Raw genomic sequence first — 20,438 nt, 5'->3', positions numbered from 1 at the left:
CCGATTACTGGCGCTGGCGGACGGCCTCGAACAGCGTGATGCCGGCCGCGACCGAGACGTTGAGGCTTTCGATGTCGCCGGGCATGGGGATCTTCACCAGCCCGTCGCAATGCTCGCGCGTCAGCCGGCGCAGGCCGTCGGCTTCTCCGCCCAGCGCCAGCGCCACGTTGCCGCGCAGGTCGGTCGCATAGAGCGATGCCGTGGCTTCACCGGCCAGGCCGTAGATCCACACGCCGAGTTGCTGCAGGTCGCGCAGGCAGCGCGAGAGATTGGTGACCTGCACGACGGGAATGCGGTCGGCGGCACCGGCCGAGGTCTTGCGGACCGTCGCGTTGACGCCGACCGACTTGTCCTTGGGAATGATCACCGCCGTGACGCCGGCAGCCGCCGCGCTGCGCAGGCAGGCGCCGAGGTTGTGCGGGTCCTGCACGCCGTCCAGCACCAGCAACAGTGCCTTGCCATCCGCGGCTTCCACCAGGCCCTGCAGTTCGTTCTCGTCCCAGGTTGGCGCGGCGGCGTAGCGCGCCGCCACGCCCTGGTGGCGCAGTGAACCGGCCACACCGTCCAGCGCCTGGCTGGTGACGCGGCGCACGTCGATGCCCTTGCGGCGTGCGTTCTCTTCGATCTCGGTCAGGCGCGCGTTCTTGCTGCCACCCTCGACCAGGATCTCGCGCACGTTGTCGGCATCGTTCTCGACGGCCGAGGCCACCGCGTTGACGCCGACGATCCACTGGTTCTGCTTGCTCATGCGCTGTACGGCCGCCCTGGAAAGGCCGGCATTATCGCACCGACGGGTCGGTCAGCGCGGCGGCCACGCGGCCGTGTCGTGGTCCGGATGCTGGAAGGACTCCACCCCGGCAAGGAAAGCCGCCGCGGCGGCATCCTCTTCGGTGCGACGCTGCGGCAGCGACGGCAAGTCATCGACGTACGGCAACTTGCGCTCCACGCCGTACTGCACCCAAGGCGCCAGCCCTTCAGGTGCATCGAACGCCCCCGCGGCCAACGCCACCCCATCCGGCGCCTCGTAGGTCAGCGGCGTGCCACAGTCGGCACAGAAGCCACGCTGCACGACGTTCGAAGATTGGAAGCGCTTCGGCTCACCGCGCGTCCACTCAAGCGAGGCGCCGCGCGTCGACACCAGCGGCGCGTAGTACGCACCGAACGCCTTCTGGCACATCCGGCAATGGCAGATCGACGCGTCGTTCAATTCCCCGGTGACGCGGAAGCGGACCGCGCCGCATTGGCAACCGCCGGTGTGGATCGTGTCCGCCACGCCTCAATACTTTTTCTTCGTGCGCTTGGCCGGCTGGCCGCGCGGCGGGGGCGGCGGCAGGCCGCTGTCCTTGGTCTTGTCCTCGACCAGGCGGAAGTCGATCTTGCGCTCCTCCAGGCTGGCCTTCAGCACGATGATGCGCACGCGGTCGCCCAGGCGGAACGACAGGCCACGACGCTCGCCCGACAGCGTCTTGCGCATCGGGTCGAAGTGGTAGTAGTCCTGCGGCAGCTGGGTCACGTGGACCAGGCCGTTGACCTTGGACTGGTCAAGCTCCACGAATAGGCCGAAGCTGGTCACGCCGCTGATGACGCCATCGAACTGGCCGCCGACGTGCTTCTCCATCCATGCGGCGCGGTAGCGCTCGTCGACCTCGCGCTCGGCCTCGTCGGCGCGACGTTCGCGCTCGGAACACTGCAGCGCCAGCGCGGCCATGTCGCGCGGCGAGTACTGGAACGCGTCTGGCGGCTTCCGCGACAGGCCATGCTTGATCGCACGATGCACCAGCAGGTCCGGGTAACGACGGATCGGCGAGGTGAAATGCGCATAGGCCGTCAGCGCCAGGCCGAAATGACCGATGTTCTCGGGCGCATACACGGCCAGGCTCTGGCTGCGCAACAGCACCGATTCCAGCAGCGCCGCGTCCGGACGCTCGCGCACCTTCTTCAACAACTGGGTGAAATCCTTCGGCTGTACCTTGCCCCACGACGGCATCGACAGCTTGAACTCCTTGAGGAATTCCAGCAGGTCGCCGTACTTGGTTTCCGGCGGCTTGTCGTGGATGCGGTACGGCGCCGGAATATGCGCGGCAAGCAGGTACTTCGCCGCTTCCACGTTGGCGGCGATCATGCACTCCTCGATCAGCTTGTGCGCGTCGTTGCGCACCAGCATCCCGGCCTGGGTGACTTCGCCCCGGTTGTCCAACACGAAGCGCACTTCCGAGCTTTCGAACTCGATGGCGCCACGGGTCGCGCGTGCTTTCGCCAGCACGTGGTACAGCTGGTACAGGCGCTCGACGTGCGGCAGCACCGGCGCGATCAGCGTACGTACTTCCTCATCGTTCTCGCCGACCGCCTTCCACACCTGCGTGTAGGTCAGGCGCGCGTGCGAGTTCATCACCGCCTCGTAGAACCGCGACTGCGTGACTTCGCCGTCGCGGTTGACCTGCATGTCGCAGACGAAGGTCATGCGATCGACCTTCGGATTCAGCGAGCAGATGCCGTTGGACAGTGTCTCCGGCAGCATCGGCACCACGAACCCGGGGAAATACACCGAGGTCGCGCGCTTCTGCGCTTCGTCGTCCAGCGGCGTGCCGGGACGGACGTAATGTGAGACGTCGGCGATGGCGACGATCAGGCGGAAGCCGTCGCGCGTCGGTTCGCAGTAGACCGCGTCGTCGAAATCCTTGGCATCCTCGCCGTCGATGGTCACCAGCGGCGTGGACCGCAGGTCCACGCGATCGCCGATCATCGTCGGCTCGACCACCAGTGGCACCGCCGTGGCTTCGTCCAGTACTTCCTGCGGGAATTCGTGCGGCAGGTTGTGGCCGTGGATCGCGGCTTCGACCACCAGCGACGGGGTCAGGCTGTCGCCCAGCACCGCGATGATCTTGCCGATGGGGGGACGACGCGCATCCGGCGCCTGCGTCAGCTCGACGACGACCAGCTGGCCGTCGCGCGCGCCACCGGTGGCGTCCTGCGGGATCTGCACGTTGCGCTGGATGCGCTTGTCGTCCGGCGCCACGTAGGCAATGCCGGCCTCGAAGCCGAAGCGCCCGATCAGACGGGTGACGCCACGTTCCAGCACGCGCGCGATGCTGCCTTCGCGGCGGCCGCGCCGATCGATGCCGGTGACGTTGGCCAGCGCGCGATCGCCGTGCATCACCTTGCGCATCTCGAACGGGGGCAGGAAGAGATCGTCGCCACCGCCCGTGTCGGGACGAAGGAAACCGAAGCCGTCCGGATTGGCGATCACCGTACCGGCGATCAGGTCGGTGTGCTGCACCGGCGCGAAGCCACCGCGGCGGTTCTGCACGAGCTGGCCATCGCGGACCATCGCACCCAGGCGCTTGGACAGCGCGTCGAAACGGTCGGGCGCATCAAGGCCCAACGGCCCGGCGATCTCCTCCGCAGTCTGCGGACCCTCGGCGGCCTCAAGGAAGCCAAGGATGGCTTCGCGGCTGGCGATGGGCTGTTCGTACCGCTGGGCTTCGCGCTGTGCGTGCGGATCGACGAACCGGCCGGCGGCACGCGGTGCGGGACCGGGCGACGGGCGACGGGACGGCGCCTTGGCGTTCGATGGACGGGACGCCACGTCGGGCATCCACGGCGGCAGGCTCTTCTTGGCGGGTTTGCCGGTCTTGGCCGGCTTCCCGGTGGTACCGGAGGCGGACGCGCCGCCCGGCTTGCTTCCTTTCCCGGCGGGCGTCTTGCCGCCGCTTCGTTGTGTTTTCTTGGTCATGGCGGGATGGTACACCTCGCCTGAACACCGCCACGCGAAGGAACCGTTGACATTCCTCCGCCACCCCCACAAAATGCGCGCCTCGCTTACCTGCCCAGGTGGCGGAATTGGTAGACGCACTAGTTTCAGGTACTAGCGGGTAAAACCGTGGAGGTTCGAGTCCTCTCCTGGGCACCACGCATAACGAGACCCTCGCGCAAGCGGGGGTTTTTCGTTTCCGGCGTTCTTGCGCTTCACCGCGCTCAGGCCGTGAGACCACGACGGGTAGAATTGCCGCAGGACACTGCTGCAGACGAACGTACCCGATGAGCGAAACGATACGCCCCACCTTCCACGGTTTCGAACAGATCCCGCTGCGCGAGTACGCCGAGCGCGCCTACCTCGACTACTCGATGTACGTGGTGCTGGACCGCGCCCTGCCCTTCATCGGCGACGGGCTGAAGCCGGTACAGCGGCGCATCGTCTATTCGATGAGCGAGCTGGGCCTCAACGCCGGTGCCAAGCCGAAGAAGTCCGCGCGCACGGTGGGCGATGTCATCGGCAAGTACCACCCGCACGGCGACAGCGCCTGCTACGAAGCGCTGGTGCTGATGGCGCAGCCGTTCTCGTACCGCTATCCGCTGATCGAAGGCCAGGGCAACTTCGGTTCGCCGGACGACCCGAAGTCGTTCGCCGCGATGCGCTACACCGAGTCCAAGCTCACGCCGATCGCCGAGGTGCTGCTGGGCGAACTCGGCCAGGGCACGGTCGACTGGACGCCGAACTTCGACGGCACACTGGAAGAACCGACCTGGTTGCCGGCGCGCCTGCCGCACCTGTTGCTCAACGGCACCACCGGCATCGCCGTCGGCATGGCGACCGACGTGCCGCCGCACAACCTCAACGAGATCGTCAGCGCCTGCATCCGGCTGATCGACGATCCGGATGCGACGGTCGCCGACCTGTGCGAACACGTGCGTGGTCCGGATTACCCCACCAAGGCGGAGATCATCACTGCCGCCTCCGATCTGCGCGCGATGTACGAGAACGGGACCGGCAGCGTCCGCGCGCGCGCGGTGTGGCGTAAGGACAACGCCAACATCGTCATCGACGCCCTGCCCTACCAGGTGTCGCCGTCGAAGGTGATCGAACAGATCGCCGCGCAGATGCGCGCCAAGAAACTGCCGTGGCTGGAGGACATCCGCGACGAGTCCGACCACGCCAATCCGGTGCGCGTGGTGCTGATTCCGCGTTCGAACCGCGTGGATGCCGAACAGCTGATGGGCCACCTGTTCGCCACCACCGACCTGGAGAAGAGCTACCGGGTCAACCTCAACATCATCGGGCTGGACGGCCGCCCCCAGGTCAAGAACCTGAAGATGTTCCTGACCGAATGGCTGGCGTTCCGCAGCGACACCGTCACCCGCCGCCTCAAGCACCGGCTGGAGAAGGTCGAACGCCGCCTGCACCTGTTGGAAGGCCTGCTGGTCGCGTTCCTCAACCTGGATGAAGTGATCCGCATCATCCGCACCGAGGACGAACCGAAAGCCGCGCTGATCGCGCGCTTCAAGCTGAGCGAGGAACAGGCGGATTACATCCTCGACACCAAACTGAAGCAGCTGGCCCGCCTCGAGGAAATGAAGATCCGCGGCGAGCAGGACGAGCTGCAGGCCGAGCGCGAGAAGATCGCCGGCATCCTGGAATCGAAGACCAAGCTGAAGAAGCTGATCAAGGACGAACTGACCGCCGACGCGAAGAAGTTCGGCGATGCCCGCCTGTCGCCGCTGGTGCAGCGCGACGCCGCGCAGGCGCTGGACGAAACCGAACTGGTCGCCAGCGAACCGATGACCGTGGTGCTGTCGGAGAAGGGCTGGATCCGCGCGGCGAAGGGCCACGACGTGGATGCGTCCACGCTGTCCTACCGCGATGGCGACGGGTTGCTTGGTGCTGTGCGTTCACGCAGCAACCAGCAGGTGGCGTTCCTGGATTCGGAGGGCCGCAGTTACTCGACCGCCGTGCACACGCTGCCATCCGCGCGCGGCAACGGCGAACCGCTGACCGGCCGCTTCTCGCCGGCGGCAGGCGCGTCGTTCCAGGCACTGGCCACCGGCGACAACGATGCGCGCTTCGTGCTGGCGTCTTCGCACGGCTATGGCTTCGTCACCCGCTTCGAGAACCTCACCGGCCGCCAGAAGGCGGGCAAGGCGATGCTCAACCTGACGATCGGTGCGAACGTACTGCAACCGGCACCGGTCCCCAACACCGAGACCGACCGCATCGTCGCCGTCACCAGCGCCGGCCACTTGCTCGCGTTCCCGGTCAGCGAACTGCCGGAGCTGGACAAGGGCAAAGGCAACAAGATCATCGAGATCCCGAAGGCCAAGCTGGGCACCGAACGCGTGGTCGCGATCGCCGCGGTGTCGCCGGGTGCGACGCTGCAGGTCAAGAGCGGCCAGCGCACGATGAGCCTGTCGTTCAAGGACCTGGACGAGTATGTCGGTGCGCGTGCGACGCGGGGTGGGTTGTTGCCGCGGGGATGGCAGAAGGTCGACGGACTGGATGTCCAGTAATTCATCAAACGGGCGCGCTGCGGCGCGTTCGTCATCGCCACGACCTGCTTTTCAGGTGGCGCGGCAGAAGGTCGACGGACTGGATGTCCAGTAATTCGCTTCGGCACAACGAATCAACAACGAGGACCACACGATGGACGCCGATTTCTGGTTGCAGCGCTGGCAGGAAGGACAGATCGGCTTCCATCGCCATGACGTGATGCCGCTGCTGCAGAAGCACTGGCCCTCCCTGCAACTGCCGGAAGGCTCGCGCGCGCTGGTGCCGCTGTGCGGCAAGTCGCTGGACATGCACTGGCTGGCGGCACAGGGCCACCGCGTGCTGGGCGTGGAGCTGTCGCCGCTGGCGGTGACACAGTTCTTCGAAGAGGCGGGACTGGAGCCCGTACGCACGTCCAGCCATTACGGCGAGCACTTCAGCGCCGGACCCATCGAGATCATCCTCGGTGACGCGTTCGGACTGGATCCTGCGCTGCTGGCGGACGTCGCCGGCGTCTACGACCGCGCCGCACTGATCGCGCTGCCGCCGGACCTGCGCCTGCGCTACCGCGACACGGTGTATGCCGCCCTGCCGGCCGGCTGCCAGGGGTTGCTGATTACCCTGGAGTATCCGCAGGAGGAGAAGGCCGGGCCCCCGTTCTCGGTGGCGCAGGCCGAAGTGGAAGCGTTGTTCGCCGCGCCGTGGCGGCACACGCTGCTGGAACGGCGAGACATCCTGGACCAGGAGCCGCGCTTCCGCGAGGAAGGACTGAGCGCGTTGGAGACGGCGGTCTACCGGCTCCGGCGCGGCTGATCACTCGGCGGCGGGTTCGCCGTCGAGCTTGGAGGTCAGGTACAGCTGGATGCCCAGGCGCTTGATCAGGCCCAGCTGCTGTTCCAGCCAGTGCGCGTGGTCTTCCTCGGTATCCTTCAGCTGGGCCAGAAGGATCTCGCGGCTGATGTAGTCGCCATGCTGTTCGCACAGCGCCACGCCCTTCGCCAGGTGGGCACGCACCGCGTACTCGACCTCCAGGTCGCGCTGCAGCATCTCCTCGACGGTCTTGCCGGCCACGAAGGCCTCCGGCCGCATGTCGGGGTCGCCTTCCAGGAACAGGATGCGGCGCAGCAGCGCGTCGGCGTGTTCGGTCTCTTCCTGCATCTCGTGGTCGAGGCGATGGAACAGGGCTTTCAGTCCCTGGTCCTCGTAGCGGCGCGAATGGATGAAGTACTGGTCGCGCGCCGCCAGTTCGCCACGCAGCAGGAACTTGAGGTAATCGACGACGTGGGGGTGGCCTTTCATGGGGTGGGCTCCGGTGGCGAGGCGCACAGGATGCCCGATCGAATCCGGGCATGACCGAATCGGAATCAGTCTCGTTCGTCGTTGCGCCGCGGCAGAGATGGTCATGGCTTCCGTGGAATAATCCGGCCACTCGCCACACCCCTCTCGCAAGGACTCCGCAATGCTGAAGTGGACCCGGCGCATCGCGCTGCTGCTGTTGGCCCTGGTGGTGGTGGCGTTGCTGCTGGCGTGGTGGCTGATGCGGGGCAGCCTGGCCCATCTGGACGGTGAGCAGCCGCTCGCCGGCCTCTCCGCGCCGGTGTCCCTCCAGCGCGACGCACTCGGCGTAGTGACCATCGAGGCGGCGAGCGAAGCCGACGCGGTGCGCGCGCTTGGCTTCGTGCACGCGCAGGAGCGCTACTTCGAGATGGACCTGATGCGGCGCAGCTCCGCCGGCGAGCTGGCCGGACTGTTCGGCCCGATCGCGGTGGACATGGACAAGGCGCGACGGATGCACCGCATGCGCGCGCGCGCGACCGCATCGCTCGATGGATTCGCCGGCGACCGCATGCCGCAGCTGCAGGCCTATGCCGACGGCGTGAACGATGGCCTCGGCGCGCTGAAGTCGCGGCCCTGGCCGTACCTGCTGCTGCGGCAGTCGCCGCGCGCCTGGGAAGTGGCCGACTCCGCGCTGGCCGGCTACGCCATGTACTTCGACCTGCAGGACGCGGACAACGTACGCGAGCTCGGCCTGTGGAAGCTCCGTCGTCAGGTCCCGCCTGCGCTGTACGCGCTGTTGACCCACGACGGCACCGAATGGGACGCGCCGCTGCAGGGCGAACCGCGCGGCAATGCCGTGTTGCCGACGGCGGACGAGGTCGACCTGCGCACGCTGCCGATGCCGGAAACCGGTACCCACCAGCGCCTGGCCGACAAGGGCACGCCCGGCAGCAACAACTGGGCCGTGGCCGGTGCGCTGACGGCGGACGGTCGCGCCATCGTCGCCGACGACATGCACCTGGGGCTGCGCGCGCCGAACATCTGGTTCCGCGTACGCCTGCGCTATCCGGACCCGCGCGCGCCCGGTGGCAAGGTCGATGTCTCCGGCTTCAGCCTGCCCGGCCTGCCGGCGATCATCGTGGGCAGCAACGGACACGTGGCGTGGGGCTTCACCAACAGCTACGCGGACACGGCGGACTGGTATCCGGTGAAGCCCTGCGGCAAGGGCGATGCCGCGGAGACCTGCGACGCGGTCGAACACCATGCCGAAACGATCGAGGTCGCGGGCGCCGATCCGGTGACGCTGGACGTGCCGGAAACGCGCTACGGGCCGATCATCCATGCCGCGAAGGGCAAGCAGCCGGCGCTGGCATTGCGCTGGGTCGCGCACCAGCCGGGCGCACTGAACTTCGGACTGGCGGACTTCGCCGCGGCAGGCGACCTGTCGGCCGCGCTGTCGGTTGCCCAGCGCACCGCGACGCCCGCGCAGAACCTGGTGATCGCCGACCACAACGGCCGCATCGGCTGGCGCATCCTCGGCCCGCTGCCGTCGCGCGCGGCCTCGTGCCCGCATACGCTGGAACTTGCACCGTCGGCACCGCCGGACGATGCAGCCCCCCAGGCACCGGGCAGCTGCACGCCGTGGGTGATTTCCAGCCAGCTGACGCCGGTGCTCACCTCCCCGGCCAACCACCGGCTGTGGACCGCGAATGCGCGCGTGCTGGACGGCGCCTCGCTCGCCCGGGTCGGCGATGGCGGCTATGCGCTGGGCGCACGCGCGAAGCAGATCCGCGACGGCCTGCTGGCGAAGGATCGGTTCACCGAGCAGGACCTGCTGGCGATCCAGCTCGATGACCGAGCGCTGTTCCTGCAGCGCTGGTGGCAACTGCTGCAGGACGAAGCGAAGCGACAGCCGGCCAACGCATCGATCAAGGCGCTCGCCGATGCCGGCAAGACCTGGGAAGGCGTCGCCAGCGTCGATTCCGTGAGCTATCGGCTGGTGCGCGCATGGCGGCTCGCCGTGCACGCGCGCATCGCCGACGGCCTGACCGCACCCGCGCAGGCAGCACTCGGCGACGACTTCGTCATGCCCGACCTGCCGCAGCTGGAAGGCGCGGTGTGGCCGCTGCTGGAGCAGCGACCCGCGCACCTGCTGTCGCGCCGCTACCAGAGCTGGGATGCGCTGCTGGAAGACGCCGCCAAGGAAGTGCGCGACGACCTCGCCGGACAAGGTCCGCTGGCCGAGCGCCGCTGGGGTGAGCGCAACACCGCGAAGATCTGCCACCCGCTCGCCAACGCCCTGCCCGCCTTCCTCAAGCCGAAGCTGTGCATGCCGGGCGAACCGCTCGCCGGCGACGGCGCGATGCCGCGCGTGCAGGGTCCGGCCTTCGGTGCATCCGAACGCATGGTGGTGTCACCCGGTCACGAGGCCGACGGCATCATCCACATGCCGGGCGGCCAGAGCGGCCACCCGATGTCGCCGTTCTGGGGCGCGGGCCACGATGACTGGGTGCATGGCCGGCCCACGCCGTTCCTGCCCGGCGCCACGACCCACACGCTGACGCTGCGCCCGAGCAACACTCAACCCAGGTAGTGCGCCGGTACCGGCAGCCCCTGCTGCCGGAAGAAGCTGAGCTGGTCGAAGTAACCGCGCTGGAACACGATCCGCCCCTCGCGCACGTGGAAGAAGCCGCAGCCGCGCAGGCCGAGCGGATCCCGCCACTCGAGGATGGCCCATTCGCCGTCCTCGAACAGGTTGTCCACGATGCACACCATCGTGGCGCGGCCGAACTCGGTGCGGAACATCGCGGCGATCGCCTCGCGTCCGTGCAGCGGCTCGGTCACCACCTGATGGTTGACCGCGTCCTCTGCATACAGCGCCGCCAGTCCGTCGATATCCGCCGCATTGAAACGACGGACCCATTCGCGGACGAGATCGGAGGGCGTCATGAGGGTGATGCGTCCAGTGCCGCGGCGTGCACCCCGGCGACCGCGCGACCAGAGGGATCGGCCATCTTCGCAAAGCTCGCGTCCCACGCGATGGCGGCCGGCGACGAGCACGCAATCGACTTGCCACCGGGCACCGTCTCCGCACACGCCTGGCCAGGATAGTGCTGCTCGAACAGCGTGCGGTAGAAGTACGCTTCCTTGGTCTGCGGCGGATTGACCGGGAAGCGCTTGTCGGCGGCGGCGAGTTCGCGGTCGCTGACCTGCGCTTCGGCATGCGCCTTCAGCCCGTCGATCCAGCCGTAGCCGACACCATCGCTGAACTGCTCCTTCTGCCGCCACAGGATCGATCCCGGCAGGTAACCGTCGAAGGCCTCGCGCAACACGCCCTTCTCCATGCGCTGCGCACCGGCGCTGCCCTTGTCGATCATCTTGTGCAGGGCATCCATCTTCATCGCCACATCGAGGAACTCGACGTCAAGGAAGGGCACGCGCGGCTCCACGCCCCAGGCCATCATCGACTTGTTCGCGCGCAGGCAGTCGTAGTTGTGCAGCGCGTCCAGCTTGCGCACCAGTTCCTCGTGGAACTCGCGCGCGTTGGGCGCCTTGTGGAAGTACAGATAGCCGCCAAAGATCTCGTCGCTGCCCTCGCCCGACAGCACCATCTTCACGCCCATCGCCTTGATGCGGCGCGCCAGCAGGTACATCGGCGTCGACGCACGGATGGTGGTGACGTCGTAGGTCTCGATATGGCGGATCACTTCCGGGATCGCATCGAGGCCTTCCTGGAAGGTGTAGGTGAAGCCGTGGTGCACCGTACCCAGCGCCTTCGCGGCGACCTCGGCGGCGGCAAGGTCCGGCGAACCTTCCAGGCCGATGGCGAACGAGTGCAGGCGCGGCCACCAGGCTTCCGTCGTGTCGTTGTCCTCGATGCGATGGCGCGCGTAACGCGCCGCGACCGCCGCTACCAGCGACGAATCCAGCCCGCCCGACAGCAGCACGCCATACGGCACGTCGGTCATCAGCTGGCGATGCACGGCGCGTTCGAAGGCTTCGCGCAGTTCGTCCTTCGCCAGTTGCACACCGTCCACCGCGGAATACTCGCGCCAGGCCGTGGCGTAGTACTTCACCAGTTCGCGTGTCGCCGAATCGTAGTAGTGCCCAGGCGGGAACTGGGCGACGTCCGCACAGATCGGCGACAGCGCCTTCATCTCCGATGCCACGCACAGGCGGCCTTCGCGGTCGTGGCCCCAGTACAGCGGACAGACGCCGATGGGATCGCGTGCGATCAGTGTGCGCCCGTTCGCCTTGTCCCACAGCGCGAACGCGAAGATGCCGTTGAGGCGATTGAGGAAGGAGGCAGGTGCGTCTTCGCGATACAGCGCGTTGATGACCTCGCAGTCCGACCCAGTCTGGAACGCGTAGTCCTGCGCCAGTTCCGCCTTCAGCTCGCGGTGGTTGTAGATCTCGCCGTTGACCGCCAGCACCAGTCCGCCATCGGCCGAACGCAACGGCTGCGAGCCGCCGGCGGGATCGACGATGGCCAGGCGCTCGTGCACGAGGATGGCGCCGTCGTCGTGGTAAACGCCGCTCCAGTCGGGACCGCGATGGCGCTGCTTCTGCGAAAGCTCCAGCGACTGCCGTCGCAGCGCCTGGACGTCGTCACCGGGTTGCAGCCCGAAGATGCCGAAGATGGAACACATGGAAAACTCCTGGTGGGGTTTGAGGGCAGGCGCCCGGAACGAAAAAACCCGCATCTCGCGATGCGGGTTTCTGGTATCCGGCAGGTGTTTCGTTGCCTAGTCGCAGAACCGCATCGCCCGCGTCCCGTTGTTCGGACGCAGGTTATTGCGGTTGTTATTGATGGCGGTGCGGCGGGGCATGGAGCGAACGTAACCGGTCGCGTCGGCGCTTGGCAACTGTTTCATCCGAAAGCGAAGCGCGCTGCCCGGCCCCCTCAGGAACCCCGTTCGGTCAGCATCAGCCGCTCCACCAGCGCCTGGTACAGACCCGGCAGCGCCTCCAGGTCGGCCACGCGCACATGCTCGTCGACCTTGTGGATGCTGGCGTTGACCGGTCCGACCTCGATGCATTCCGCACCCAGCGGTGCGATGAAGCGCGCATCGGACGTACCGCCCGCCGTGCTCTCTTCCGGCGGTCCGCCAGCGAATTCGCCCAGCACCGCTCGCGCGGTGGCGCGCAGGTGGCCTTCCGGTGTGTAGAACGGCTCGCCGCCGCGCAGCCACTGGATGCTGTACTCCAGCCCATGCTTGCGGAAGATGCCTTCGATCTCCTGCTCCAGCCGCTCCGCTGTCCAGCTCGGATTGAAGCGCAGGTTGAACACCAGTTGCAGTTCGCCCGGGATGACGTTGCTGGCGCCGGTGCCCGCATGGATGTTGGAGATCTGCAGGCTGGTCGGCGGGAAGGTTTCGTAGCCTTCGTCCCACTGGCGCGCCGCCAGTTCATCCAGCGCAGGCAGGGCCTTGTGGATGGGGTTGAGCGCCTTGTGCGGATAGGCCACGTGACCTTGTATGCCGTGCACCTGCAAGGTGCCGGTCAGCGTGCCGCGACGACCCACGCGCAACAGGTCACCCAGTGCGTCCTTCGAGGAGGGCTCGCCGGTGATGCACCAGTCGATCTTCTGTCCACGCTCGCGGAACAGCTCGGCGACCTTCTTCACGCCATCGTGCGCAGGCCCTTCCTCGTCCGACGTGACCAGCAGGGCGACTGTGCCCGGATGGTCCGGATGCGCGTCGACGAAGCGCTCCAGCGCGATCGTGCATGCAGCCACGCTGCACTTCATGTCGGCGGTGCCGCGTCCGTACAGCACGCCATCGCGCACGGTGGGCACGAAGGGATCGCTGGTCCACGCGGACAGCGGACCAGGCGGGACCACGTCGGTGTGGCCGAGCAGCACCAGCACCGGCGAGCCGCTGCCGTGCGTGGCCCACAGATTGTCGGTGTCGCCGAAGCGCAGGTGTTCGCATTGGAATCCCCACTGCGCCAGCCGCGTCGCCAGCACCTGCTGGCAGCCCGCATCGTCCGGCGTCACCGAATGACGGCGGATCAGTTCGCTGGAAAGCTCGACGACATCGCTCACGCTTCGGCTCCGAACTGCTTCTTGAAGCCATTGTCGCTGAAGCCCTGTGAAAAGCCCGCCGCACCGCCGATCACCACCGGGCGACGGATAAGCTGCGGATATTCCTTCAACAGCAGCTTCCACTCCGCATCGGAACCTGGTGTCTTGCGGTTCTCCGGCAACTGCCGCCAGGTCGTCGACGACTTGTTGATCAGCGCATCCCAGCCGCCCGCTTTCTCCGCCCAGTCCTTCAGCGTCTCGGGCGCCTGCCGGTTGTCGCGGTAGTCGACGAATTCGTACGCGACACCGAAGCGGTCCAGCCACTTCGTCGCCTTCTTGCAGGTGTCGCAGTTCTTCAGTCCGTAGAGCGTAGTGGTCATCGCGGCGTGGGAAAGAAACCGACTTGCGATGTTACAGCAGCTGCTCGGACACGACCCGGAATGCCACCCGCGGCACCAGGAAACAGAACGCTTCTGCCGGGCTGGCCCCCATCTGCGCCACCATCGGACACGCGATGTCGATCACGCGCAGCGGCGTGACGGCATCCGGGTCTATCGGTAGCGAAATCTTCGTGTAGGCCACGCGTGCATCCGGCGCCACTGCGATCGCGGCGTCCTGGCAGGCCAGGAATCGCACTGCGTCGGCATGCGAGCCAAAGCAATCCACCCATGCGGAGCCGTATTCCTGGCGGTCCCCCTGTTCGAGTGTCGTGGCCAGGGTGGGCGCAACTCCGGTCCCGGCATCGATCACCGTCGACACGTTCCCGCCTTCCACGCGGTGATGCAGACGGAAAGCGAGCTGCGGCTGCATGGCATCGCTCCACAGCCTGGCCCCGACGACATGAAGCAGGCTGTCCATGACGTTGCGCGCGAACAGCACGGTCGGCACCGCGTCTGCGGCTTCGTCGTCGCGCAGGACATACCAGCGCCAGTTGCTTTGTGATGGCGAGGGAAACAGGCGGCGCATCGGTCCGAGGAATGCAGGACCGAAACAGCCATGGCGGTAGGTGAGGACAGTGAAGGGCGTGCGCCCCTTCCACGTCCAGTAGCGATAACCGGCAGGGGGTCGCGGCAGCGCCCCGGCGTCGACCCACCAGCTCAGATAGGCGACGTCGCTGACGTCACTGACCAAGGCCGGCAACGGTACCATCGCCGTCCACCGACGGCGCCATCGCCTCCAGAAGTCGCAGCCAACAAGGGCGACCACCCACCGCCCCATCGCACCCGGGTGCGGATGCCGGTAACCGGATGCCTGGTCGAGGGGAGTGCCGGCGTCCATGCGGCGACTGTGTCAGTCGGCCAGCCCGCGCAGCAACTCGTTGACGCTGGTCTTGCTGCGGGTCTTCTCGTCGACCTGCTTGACGATCACTGCGCAGTACAGCGAGTGCGAACCGTCGGCGGCCGGCAGCGAGCCGGACACGACGACGCTGCCCGGCGGCACGTAGCCGTAGGTGATTTCCTTCGTCGCGCGGTTGTAGATGCGGGTGGACTGGCCGATGAACACGCCCATGCCGATCACGCTGTGATGGCCGACGACCACGCCTTCGACGACTTCCGAGCGCGCACCGATGAAGCAGTGGTCTTCGATGATGGTCGGGCTGGCCTGCAGCGGCTCCAGCACGCCGCCAATGCCGGCGCCACCGGACAGGTGGCAGTGCTTGCCGATCTGCGCGCACGAGCCCACGGTCGCCCACGTGTCGACCATCGTGCCCTCGCCGACGTAGGCGCCGATGTTGACGAAGCTCGGCATCAGTACGACATCCTTGCCGAAGTACGTACCGCGACGGGCGATCGCCCCCGGCACGACGCGCACGCCGAGCTTGCGGAAGTCGTTCTCGTCGAACGCGCCGAAGCGCGCTTCCACCTTGTCCCAGAACGGCGCGGGATAGGCTTCGACCAGTTCCATCTCGTTGACACGGAAATACAGCAGCACCGCTTTCTTCAGCCACTCGTTGACCTTCCAGCCACCCTTGCCGTCGGGCTCGGCCACGCGAAGCTTGCCGCTCTCGAGGCCATCGATGGCGAGTTCGACGGCGGTGCGGGTGGAGCCCTCGATCTCTGCCGGGGTCAGCTCGGCGCGGCGCTCGAAGGCGCTTTCGATGGTGGACTTCAGTTCTTCGGTCTTGCTGGCTTTGCGGGTCATCAAACGTCCTGCGGGATTCTGCTACGGGGGAGTGTCGAGGCCGGCGCGCAGCGCATCGCGCAGCGCGTCCTGCTGGGAAAGGTCGGTGAGCGGTTGGTCGTGCTCGTCGGTGATCTGGAACACGTCCTCCGCGCGCTCGCCGAAGGTCGCGATGCGCGCATCGTGCACGCGCAGTCCCTGCCGGCGCAGCACCTGCGCCACGTCCGACAACAGGCCGGGACGATCGGGCGCGACCAGGCCAAGGATCGTCCGGCGACCATCGGGCGTGGTGCCGAACTCGATCCGCGGCGCGAACCGGAAATGCTTGAGCTGGCGTGGCACCGCGCGCCGCGAAGTGCGCACGCTGTCGAGCGGCCGCGCCAGTGCCGCACCGAGCATGCCTTCGATGTCGGCAGGATCGCGGGGCGCGTACGTATCAGCCGGCAGGACTTCGAACGTATCGAAGATCGCGCCCTGCGGGCCCACCAGCACGCGCGCCTGGTGGATCGCGAAGCCCATGCGGTCGAGGGTGGCGAGGATGGCGGCGAACAGGCCGTCGCGGTCGGGCGAGTGCACGAACACTTCCATCGCATCCGCATCGTCGGCAATGCGGCGCGCACGAACGCGCGTCTCGCCGGCGGTCGCGCCGCGAATGGCATGCGTCTGCCAGGCCAGTTGCTCGGGACGGAAGCGCAGGAAGCTCTCTTCCGGCATGGTGGTGAACAGTGCATCCGCCTGCGCTGCCGACAGACCCTGCAGTTCCAGCATGGCGCGGACGCTGCCGCGCGCTTCATCCAGCCGCTCGTCGACGGCCACCGGATTCTCCAGGCCTTCGCGCAGCACGCGACGCGCGGCGAAGTACAGGTCCGCCAGCAGCCGGTCCTTCCATGCGTTCCACAGCTTGGGACTGGTCCCGGCGATGTCCGCGCATGTCAGCAGGTACAGGTAGTCGAGGCGCTCGCGGTCCTCGATCAGCGCGGCGAACGCATGGATGACGTCGGGATCGGAAATGTCCTGCTTCTGCGCCGTCACCGACATGCGCAAGTGCTGCTCGACCAGCCAGGCCACCAGTGCGGTGTCGGCCTCGCTGAGCGCATGCGCCGCACAGAACTCGCGCGCATCCACGGCACCCAGTTCCGAATGGTCGCCGCCCCGGCCCTTGGCGATGTCGTGGAACAGGCCCGCCAGCAGCAGCAGCTCCGGCTTGCGCAGACGCGGCCAGACCTCGTGCGCGATCGAGAAGCGCTCGTCGGCACGGCCCGCGGCGAAGGCGGCGATGTTACGCAACACCATCAGCGTGTGCTGGTCGACGGTGTAGACATGGAACAGGTCGAACTGCATGCGCCCGGACACGCGCGCGAACGCGGGGATCCATTGCCCCAGCACGCCAAGCCTGGCCATGCGGGTAAGGGTCTCCACCGCGCGCGGGCCACGCAGCAGCGCCATGAAGGCATCCCGTTGCGCGCGACTGCCCGACGGATAGTCCGAGAGTCCGGGCAACGACTCCGCCAGCGCGCGGGCTGTGCGCGAATGCAGGCCGCGCACCTGCGGGTGCTCGGCCCATGTCTTGAACATGGCGAAGACGCGCGCCGCGTCGCCCTCGGGCCAGGCGGCATCACGCGCCGCGAGATAACCGCGGCGCAGGGCGAACCCGTCGCCGAGCGGTTCCGGCAGCGCTTCACCATCGAACTGTTCTTCGAACCGCTGCAGCAAACGGTCGCTGATCCGCCGCACGATCGCCGCGCTGCGATAGAACCCCTGCATCATCTTTTCGACGCCGAGGTTCTCGGCGTCGTCGGCGAAGCCCAACCGCTGCGCCAGCGTCTTCTGGTAATCGAAGCGCAGGCGCTCCTCTGGCCGTCCGGCGACGCGGTGCAGGCCATAACGCAGCCGGCCCAGCGCGCGACGTTCGCGCGCCAATGCGAATGCTTCGTCCTGGCCCAGGTGACCGAGGCCGACCAACGCCTCCAGGTCGCGCACACCGAACGTGCGCAGCGCCATCCAGCCCAGCGTATGCAGGTCACGCAGCCCGCCAGGGCCTTCCTTGATGTTGGGCTCCAGGTTGTCGGAGGTATCGCCGAACCGCGCATGGCGGATGCGCAACTCCTCGCGCTTGGCGACGAAGAAATCCCGTGGCGGCCAGACCCGTGCGGGACCGGTCGCATCGATCAGTTGCCCTTCGTCCACGGGCTCGCCGACGATCAACCGTTCTTCGATCAGTGCGGTCAGCACACTCTGGTCGGCCGCCGCGGCCGCGGTGCATTCGCCGGCGGATCGCACGCTGTGGCTGATCGGCAAGCCCGCATCCCACAGCAGCGCGAACAGGCGCGCGACCGCCCCATGGCAGGCCTGCTGGGTATCGGGTGATGCCAGCACCAGCACATCGATATCGGAATGCGGGAACAGTTCGCCGCGTCCGTAGCCACCCACCGCGAACAGCGCCATCGGCGCAGTCGCCGGGATGCAGCGCAGCCACGCGTCCTTCAACAGATGGTCGACCGCCCGCGCGCGCAGCGCGAGGATGCGGTCCATGCCATCCGCCTGGTCGAATCGCTTGTCCAACCGCGCATCGGTGTGGCCCAGCGAAGCGCGCGCCGCCGCCGACCATGCCGCGTCATCGGCGGCATCCGGGCCGATATCCGGAAGCCGCGTCGCTTGTCCGTTCGCGGCTGCAGGGGTGCTCACAGGTCGTTGTCGTCGCCGGGCACGCGGGTCAGGATCTCGACGCCATCCTCGGTGACCGCCACGGTGTGCTCCCACTGCGCGGACAGCTTCCGGTCCTTGGTCACCACGGTCCAGCCGTCGGGCAGCACGCGGGTGTGGCGGGCGCCTTCATTGATCATCGGCTCGATGGTGAAGGTCATGCCGGGCTTCAGCACCACGCCTTCGCCGGAGCGGCCGTAGTGCAGCACCTGCGGCTCGTCGTGATAGACCTTGCCGATGCCGTGGCCGCAGTACTCGCGCACCACGCTGAAACGCTCGCCTTCCGCGTACTGCTGGATCGCGTGGCCGACGTCGCCGAGGGTGGCGCCGGGCTTCACCGCGCGGATGCCGCGGAACATCGCCTCGCGGGTGACGTCCACCAGCCGCTTGGCCATCACCGACGGGGTCCCGACGAGGTACATGCGACTGGTGTCGCCGTGCCAGCCGTCCTTGATCACGGTGACGTCGATATTGAGGATGTCGCCATCCTTGAGCACCTTGGCCTCGTTGGGGATGCCGTGGCAGATGACGTTGTTGACCGACGTGCACACCGTCGCAGGGAAGCCCTTGTAGCCGACGTTGGCCGGGATCGCCTGCTGCACGTTGACGATATGATCGTGGCAGATGCGGTCAAGTTCGGCGGTGGTCACGCCCGGCTTCACATGCGGGGCGACCACCTGCAGCACCTCGGCGGCGAGCCGGCCGGCGATGCGCATCTGGGCGAGGTCTTCGGGGGTCTTGAGCTGGATGGCCATTGGCCGATTATCCCCCATTTGACGCCCCGGCTGAACGGCCCAGGGCCGGGTGCCCGTTCCAAGTGGCGGGGTCCGGTTTGCGGCGACGGGGGCAAGACCGCTATACTCCCGCGGCTTCGCGCCCGGCACTGTCTGGCCGGACCGCCCACGTCGGGCGACACCGACGAATCCACACCTGCTGCCCCAACCCGTGCCGGGGTGCCCTTCGCTGAAGGGTTCGGACACGGAAGCCGCAGGGAGGCCCAACCCCGGAACCCCGCCCTCGCGGGCACCGTCCTCCATTGAACCGGACGGTGGGTTCCTCTTCGATGGAGTTACTGCAATGCCCCAAGTCACCATGCGCCAGATGCTGGAAGCCGGCGTCCATTTCGGCCACCAGACCCGCTACTGGAACCCCAAGATGGCACCGTACATCTTCGGTGCCCGCGGCAAGATCCACATCATCAACCTCGAGAAGACCGTTCCGCTGTTCAACGACGCGATGAACTTCATCTCGGGCGTTGCCCAGAAGCGCGGCACCATCCTGTTCCTGGGCACCAAGCGCAGCGCGCGCGAGTCCATGAAGGAAGAAGCCGAGCGTTGCGGCATGCCGTTCATGACCCAGCGCTGGCTGGGCGGCACGCTGACCAACTTCGCCACGGTGAAGAAGTCGGTCGCCCGCCTGAAGGAACTGGAAGCCGCCGAGACCGACGGCACCTTCGACAAGCTGGTCAAGCACGAAGTGCTGGGCCTGCGCCGCGAGCGCGAAAAGCTGCTGGCCTCGCTGGGCGGCATCAAGGAAATGAACCGCCTGCCGGACGCCCTGTTCGTCATCGACATCGGCCATGAAGACATCGCCATCAAGGAAGCCAAGAAGCTCGGCATCCCGGTGATCGCGGTGGTCGACTCGAACTACGACCCGGCCCTGGTCGACTACGCCATCCCGGGCAACGACGACGCCATCCGCGCCGTGCAGTTGTACGCCCGTGCCGCCGCCGACGCCGTGCTGGAAGGCAAGGCCGCGTCGCCGAACGCCGCGACCGTGCGCGAGGAAGAGTTCGCCGAAGGTGGCGACGACAAGGGTGCCCGCCGCGCTCCGGGCAAGAAGCCCGCCGGCAAGAAGCCCGACGAAGCCACCGCCGAGTAATCCTGCTGCAATGCCGCCGCGCCATGCTGCGCGGCGGCTCATGCTCATCCCTTCTCCCATCGGAAGAAGGTGCCCGAAGGGCGGATGAGGGTGCGGGAAGCACGTTGGCGCTCAACGCGTCGCGACTCCGCCGGACCCTCACCCCAACCCCTCTCCCGACGGGAGAGGGGC

At 67.4% G+C, this 20,438-nt stretch carries 15 protein-coding genes, 1 tRNA gene and 1 pseudogene; 5 read left to right on the top strand and 12 right to left on the bottom strand.

Annotated features, from left to right (window positions below):
- Window positions 1-4 precede the first annotated feature (4 nt).
- The 3 genes from rlmB to rnr are packed head-to-tail and all read right to left on the bottom strand — an operon-like array spanning window position 5 to window position 3,733.
- A complete protein-coding gene (rlmB, locus tag AX730_RS08770) occupies window positions 5-748 on the bottom strand; it encodes a 23S rRNA (guanosine(2251)-2'-O)-methyltransferase RlmB (RefSeq protein WP_062354938.1) in 744 nt (247 codons plus the stop codon).
- A 51-nt stretch (window positions 749-799) separates the two neighbouring features.
- Complete coding sequence (locus AX730_RS08765; protein WP_232310213.1) at window positions 800-1,273, bottom strand: GFA family protein; 474 nt, start codon at window positions 1,271-1,273, stop codon at window positions 800-802.
- Between the two features lie 3 nt (window positions 1,274-1,276).
- Window positions 1,277-3,733 (bottom strand): ribonuclease R, encoded by a 2,457-nt coding sequence (gene rnr, locus AX730_RS08760; protein WP_062354932.1) that lies wholly within the window; start codon window positions 3,731-3,733, stop codon window positions 1,277-1,279.
- A gap of 92 nt (window positions 3,734-3,825) precedes the next feature.
- Here rnr and AX730_RS08755 point away from each other — a divergent pair.
- The 3 genes from AX730_RS08755 to AX730_RS08745 all read left to right on the top strand — a co-directional run bounded on the left by AX730_RS08755 (window position 3,826) and on the right by AX730_RS08745 (window position 7,072).
- Window positions 3,826-3,910, top strand: a tRNA-Leu gene (locus AX730_RS08755).
- Between the two features lie 128 nt (window positions 3,911-4,038).
- The gene (gene parC, locus AX730_RS08750; protein WP_062354930.1) at window positions 4,039-6,282 is read left to right on the top strand and encodes a DNA topoisomerase IV subunit A; all 2,244 of its coding nucleotides are present in this window, start codon (window positions 4,039-4,041) and stop codon (window positions 6,280-6,282) included.
- A gap of 133 nt (window positions 6,283-6,415) precedes the next feature.
- A complete protein-coding gene (locus AX730_RS08745) occupies window positions 6,416-7,072 on the top strand; it encodes a thiopurine S-methyltransferase (protein WP_062354928.1) in 657 nt (218 codons plus the stop codon).
- On the opposite strand, the gene bfr is transcribed toward AX730_RS08745, so the two are convergent.
- Complete coding sequence (bfr, locus tag AX730_RS08740; protein WP_062354924.1) at window positions 7,073-7,558, bottom strand: bacterioferritin; 486 nt, start codon at window positions 7,556-7,558, stop codon at window positions 7,073-7,075.
- Between the two features lie 160 nt (window positions 7,559-7,718).
- On the opposite strand from bfr, the gene AX730_RS08735 reads away from it, so the two are divergent.
- Window positions 7,719-10,130, top strand: coding sequence for a penicillin acylase family protein (locus tag AX730_RS08735; RefSeq protein ID WP_062354922.1), 2,412 nt, complete (start codon window positions 7,719-7,721; stop codon window positions 10,128-10,130).
- On the opposite strand, the gene AX730_RS08730 is transcribed toward AX730_RS08735, so the two are convergent.
- The 8 genes and pseudogenes from AX730_RS08730 to map all read right to left on the bottom strand — a co-directional run bounded on the left by AX730_RS08730 (window position 10,118) and on the right by map (window position 19,141).
- Window positions 10,118-10,486, bottom strand: a complete 369-nt coding sequence (locus AX730_RS08730; RefSeq protein WP_062354921.1) for a nuclear transport factor 2 family protein — start codon at window positions 10,484-10,486, stop codon at window positions 10,118-10,120. The two genes, AX730_RS08735 and AX730_RS08730, sit on opposite strands and share 13 nt — an antisense overlap.
- A complete protein-coding gene (gene asnB / locus AX730_RS08725) occupies window positions 10,483-12,186 on the bottom strand; it encodes an asparagine synthase B (RefSeq protein ID WP_062354919.1) in 1,704 nt (567 codons plus the stop codon). The genes AX730_RS08730 and asnB overlap by 4 nt, the downstream gene beginning before the upstream one ends.
- 254 nt (window positions 12,187-12,440) lie before the next feature.
- Window positions 12,441-13,583, bottom strand: coding sequence for a succinyl-diaminopimelate desuccinylase (dapE, locus tag AX730_RS08720; RefSeq protein ID WP_062354918.1), 1,143 nt, complete (start codon window positions 13,581-13,583; stop codon window positions 12,441-12,443).
- On the bottom strand, window positions 13,580-13,942 hold the full coding sequence (locus AX730_RS08715) for a Spx/MgsR family RNA polymerase-binding regulatory protein (protein WP_062354916.1): 363 nt from the start codon (window positions 13,940-13,942) through the stop codon (window positions 13,580-13,582). Before AX730_RS08715 ends, dapE begins: the two co-directional genes overlap by 4 nt.
- 31 nt (window positions 13,943-13,973) lie before the next feature.
- Complete coding sequence (locus AX730_RS08710) at window positions 13,974-14,528, bottom strand: hypothetical protein (RefSeq protein ID WP_232310212.1); 555 nt, start codon at window positions 14,526-14,528, stop codon at window positions 13,974-13,976.
- A 324-nt stretch (window positions 14,529-14,852) separates the two neighbouring features.
- Window positions 14,853-15,680 (bottom strand): annotated as a pseudogene (gene dapD / locus AX730_RS08705) (2,3,4,5-tetrahydropyridine-2,6-dicarboxylate N-succinyltransferase); the annotation flags it as partial.
- 45 nt (window positions 15,681-15,725) lie between these two features.
- Window positions 15,726-18,368, bottom strand: a complete 2,643-nt coding sequence (glnD, locus tag AX730_RS08700; RefSeq protein ID WP_062354898.1) for a [protein-PII] uridylyltransferase — start codon at window positions 18,366-18,368, stop codon at window positions 15,726-15,728.
- On the bottom strand, window positions 18,365-19,141 hold the full coding sequence (gene map / locus AX730_RS08695) for a type I methionyl aminopeptidase (protein ID WP_062354896.1): 777 nt from the start codon (window positions 19,139-19,141) through the stop codon (window positions 18,365-18,367). Before map ends, glnD begins: the two co-directional genes overlap by 4 nt.
- Window positions 19,142-19,463: 322 nt before the next feature.
- Between map and rpsB the strand changes: the two genes are divergently transcribed.
- Window positions 19,464-20,267, top strand: coding sequence for a 30S ribosomal protein S2 (gene rpsB, locus AX730_RS08690; protein ID WP_062354893.1), 804 nt, complete (start codon window positions 19,464-19,466; stop codon window positions 20,265-20,267).
- The last annotated feature ends 171 nt before the right edge of the window (window positions 20,268-20,438 follow it).

The organism is Pseudoxanthomonas mexicana (assembly GCF_001556105.1).
In the GTDB taxonomy this organism is placed as follows: domain Bacteria; phylum Pseudomonadota; class Gammaproteobacteria; order Xanthomonadales; family Xanthomonadaceae; genus Pseudoxanthomonas_A; species Pseudoxanthomonas_A mexicana_A.
This window is presented reverse-complemented; position numbering and strand designations above follow the sequence as displayed.

Bases quoted from the DNA above. Each gene is read 5' to 3' on its own strand.
- rpsB (WP_062354893.1), top strand. From the start codon at position 19,464: ATGCCCCAAGTCACCATGCGCCAGATGCTGGAAGCCGGCGTCCATTTC.
- AX730_RS08735 (WP_062354922.1), top strand. From the start codon at position 7,719: ATGCTGAAGTGGACCCGGCGCATCGCGCTGCTGCTGTTGGCCCTGGTG.
- map (WP_062354896.1), bottom strand. From the start codon at position 19,141: ATGGCCATCCAGCTCAAGACCCCCGAAGACCTCGCCCAGATGCGCATC.
- AX730_RS08745 (WP_062354928.1), top strand. From the start codon at position 6,416: ATGGACGCCGATTTCTGGTTGCAGCGCTGGCAGGAAGGACAGATCGGC.
- AX730_RS08710 (WP_232310212.1), bottom strand. From the start codon at position 14,528: ATGCGCCGCCTGTTTCCCTCGCCATCACAAAGCAACTGGCGCTGGTAT.
- bfr (WP_062354924.1), bottom strand. From the start codon at position 7,558: ATGAAAGGCCACCCCCACGTCGTCGATTACCTCAAGTTCCTGCTGCGT.
- rnr (WP_062354932.1), bottom strand. From the start codon at position 3,733: ATGACCAAGAAAACACAACGAAGCGGCGGCAAGACGCCCGCCGGGAAA.
- parC (WP_062354930.1), top strand. From the start codon at position 4,039: ATGAGCGAAACGATACGCCCCACCTTCCACGGTTTCGAACAGATCCCG.
- AX730_RS08730 (WP_062354921.1), bottom strand. From the start codon at position 10,486: ATGACGCCCTCCGATCTCGTCCGCGAATGGGTCCGTCGTTTCAATGCG.
- AX730_RS08715 (WP_062354916.1), bottom strand. From the start codon at position 13,942: ATGACCACTACGCTCTACGGACTGAAGAACTGCGACACCTGCAAGAAG.
- rlmB (WP_062354938.1), bottom strand. From the start codon at position 748: ATGAGCAAGCAGAACCAGTGGATCGTCGGCGTCAACGCGGTGGCCTCG.
- asnB (WP_062354919.1), bottom strand. From the start codon at position 12,186: ATGTGTTCCATCTTCGGCATCTTCGGGCTGCAACCCGGTGACGACGTC.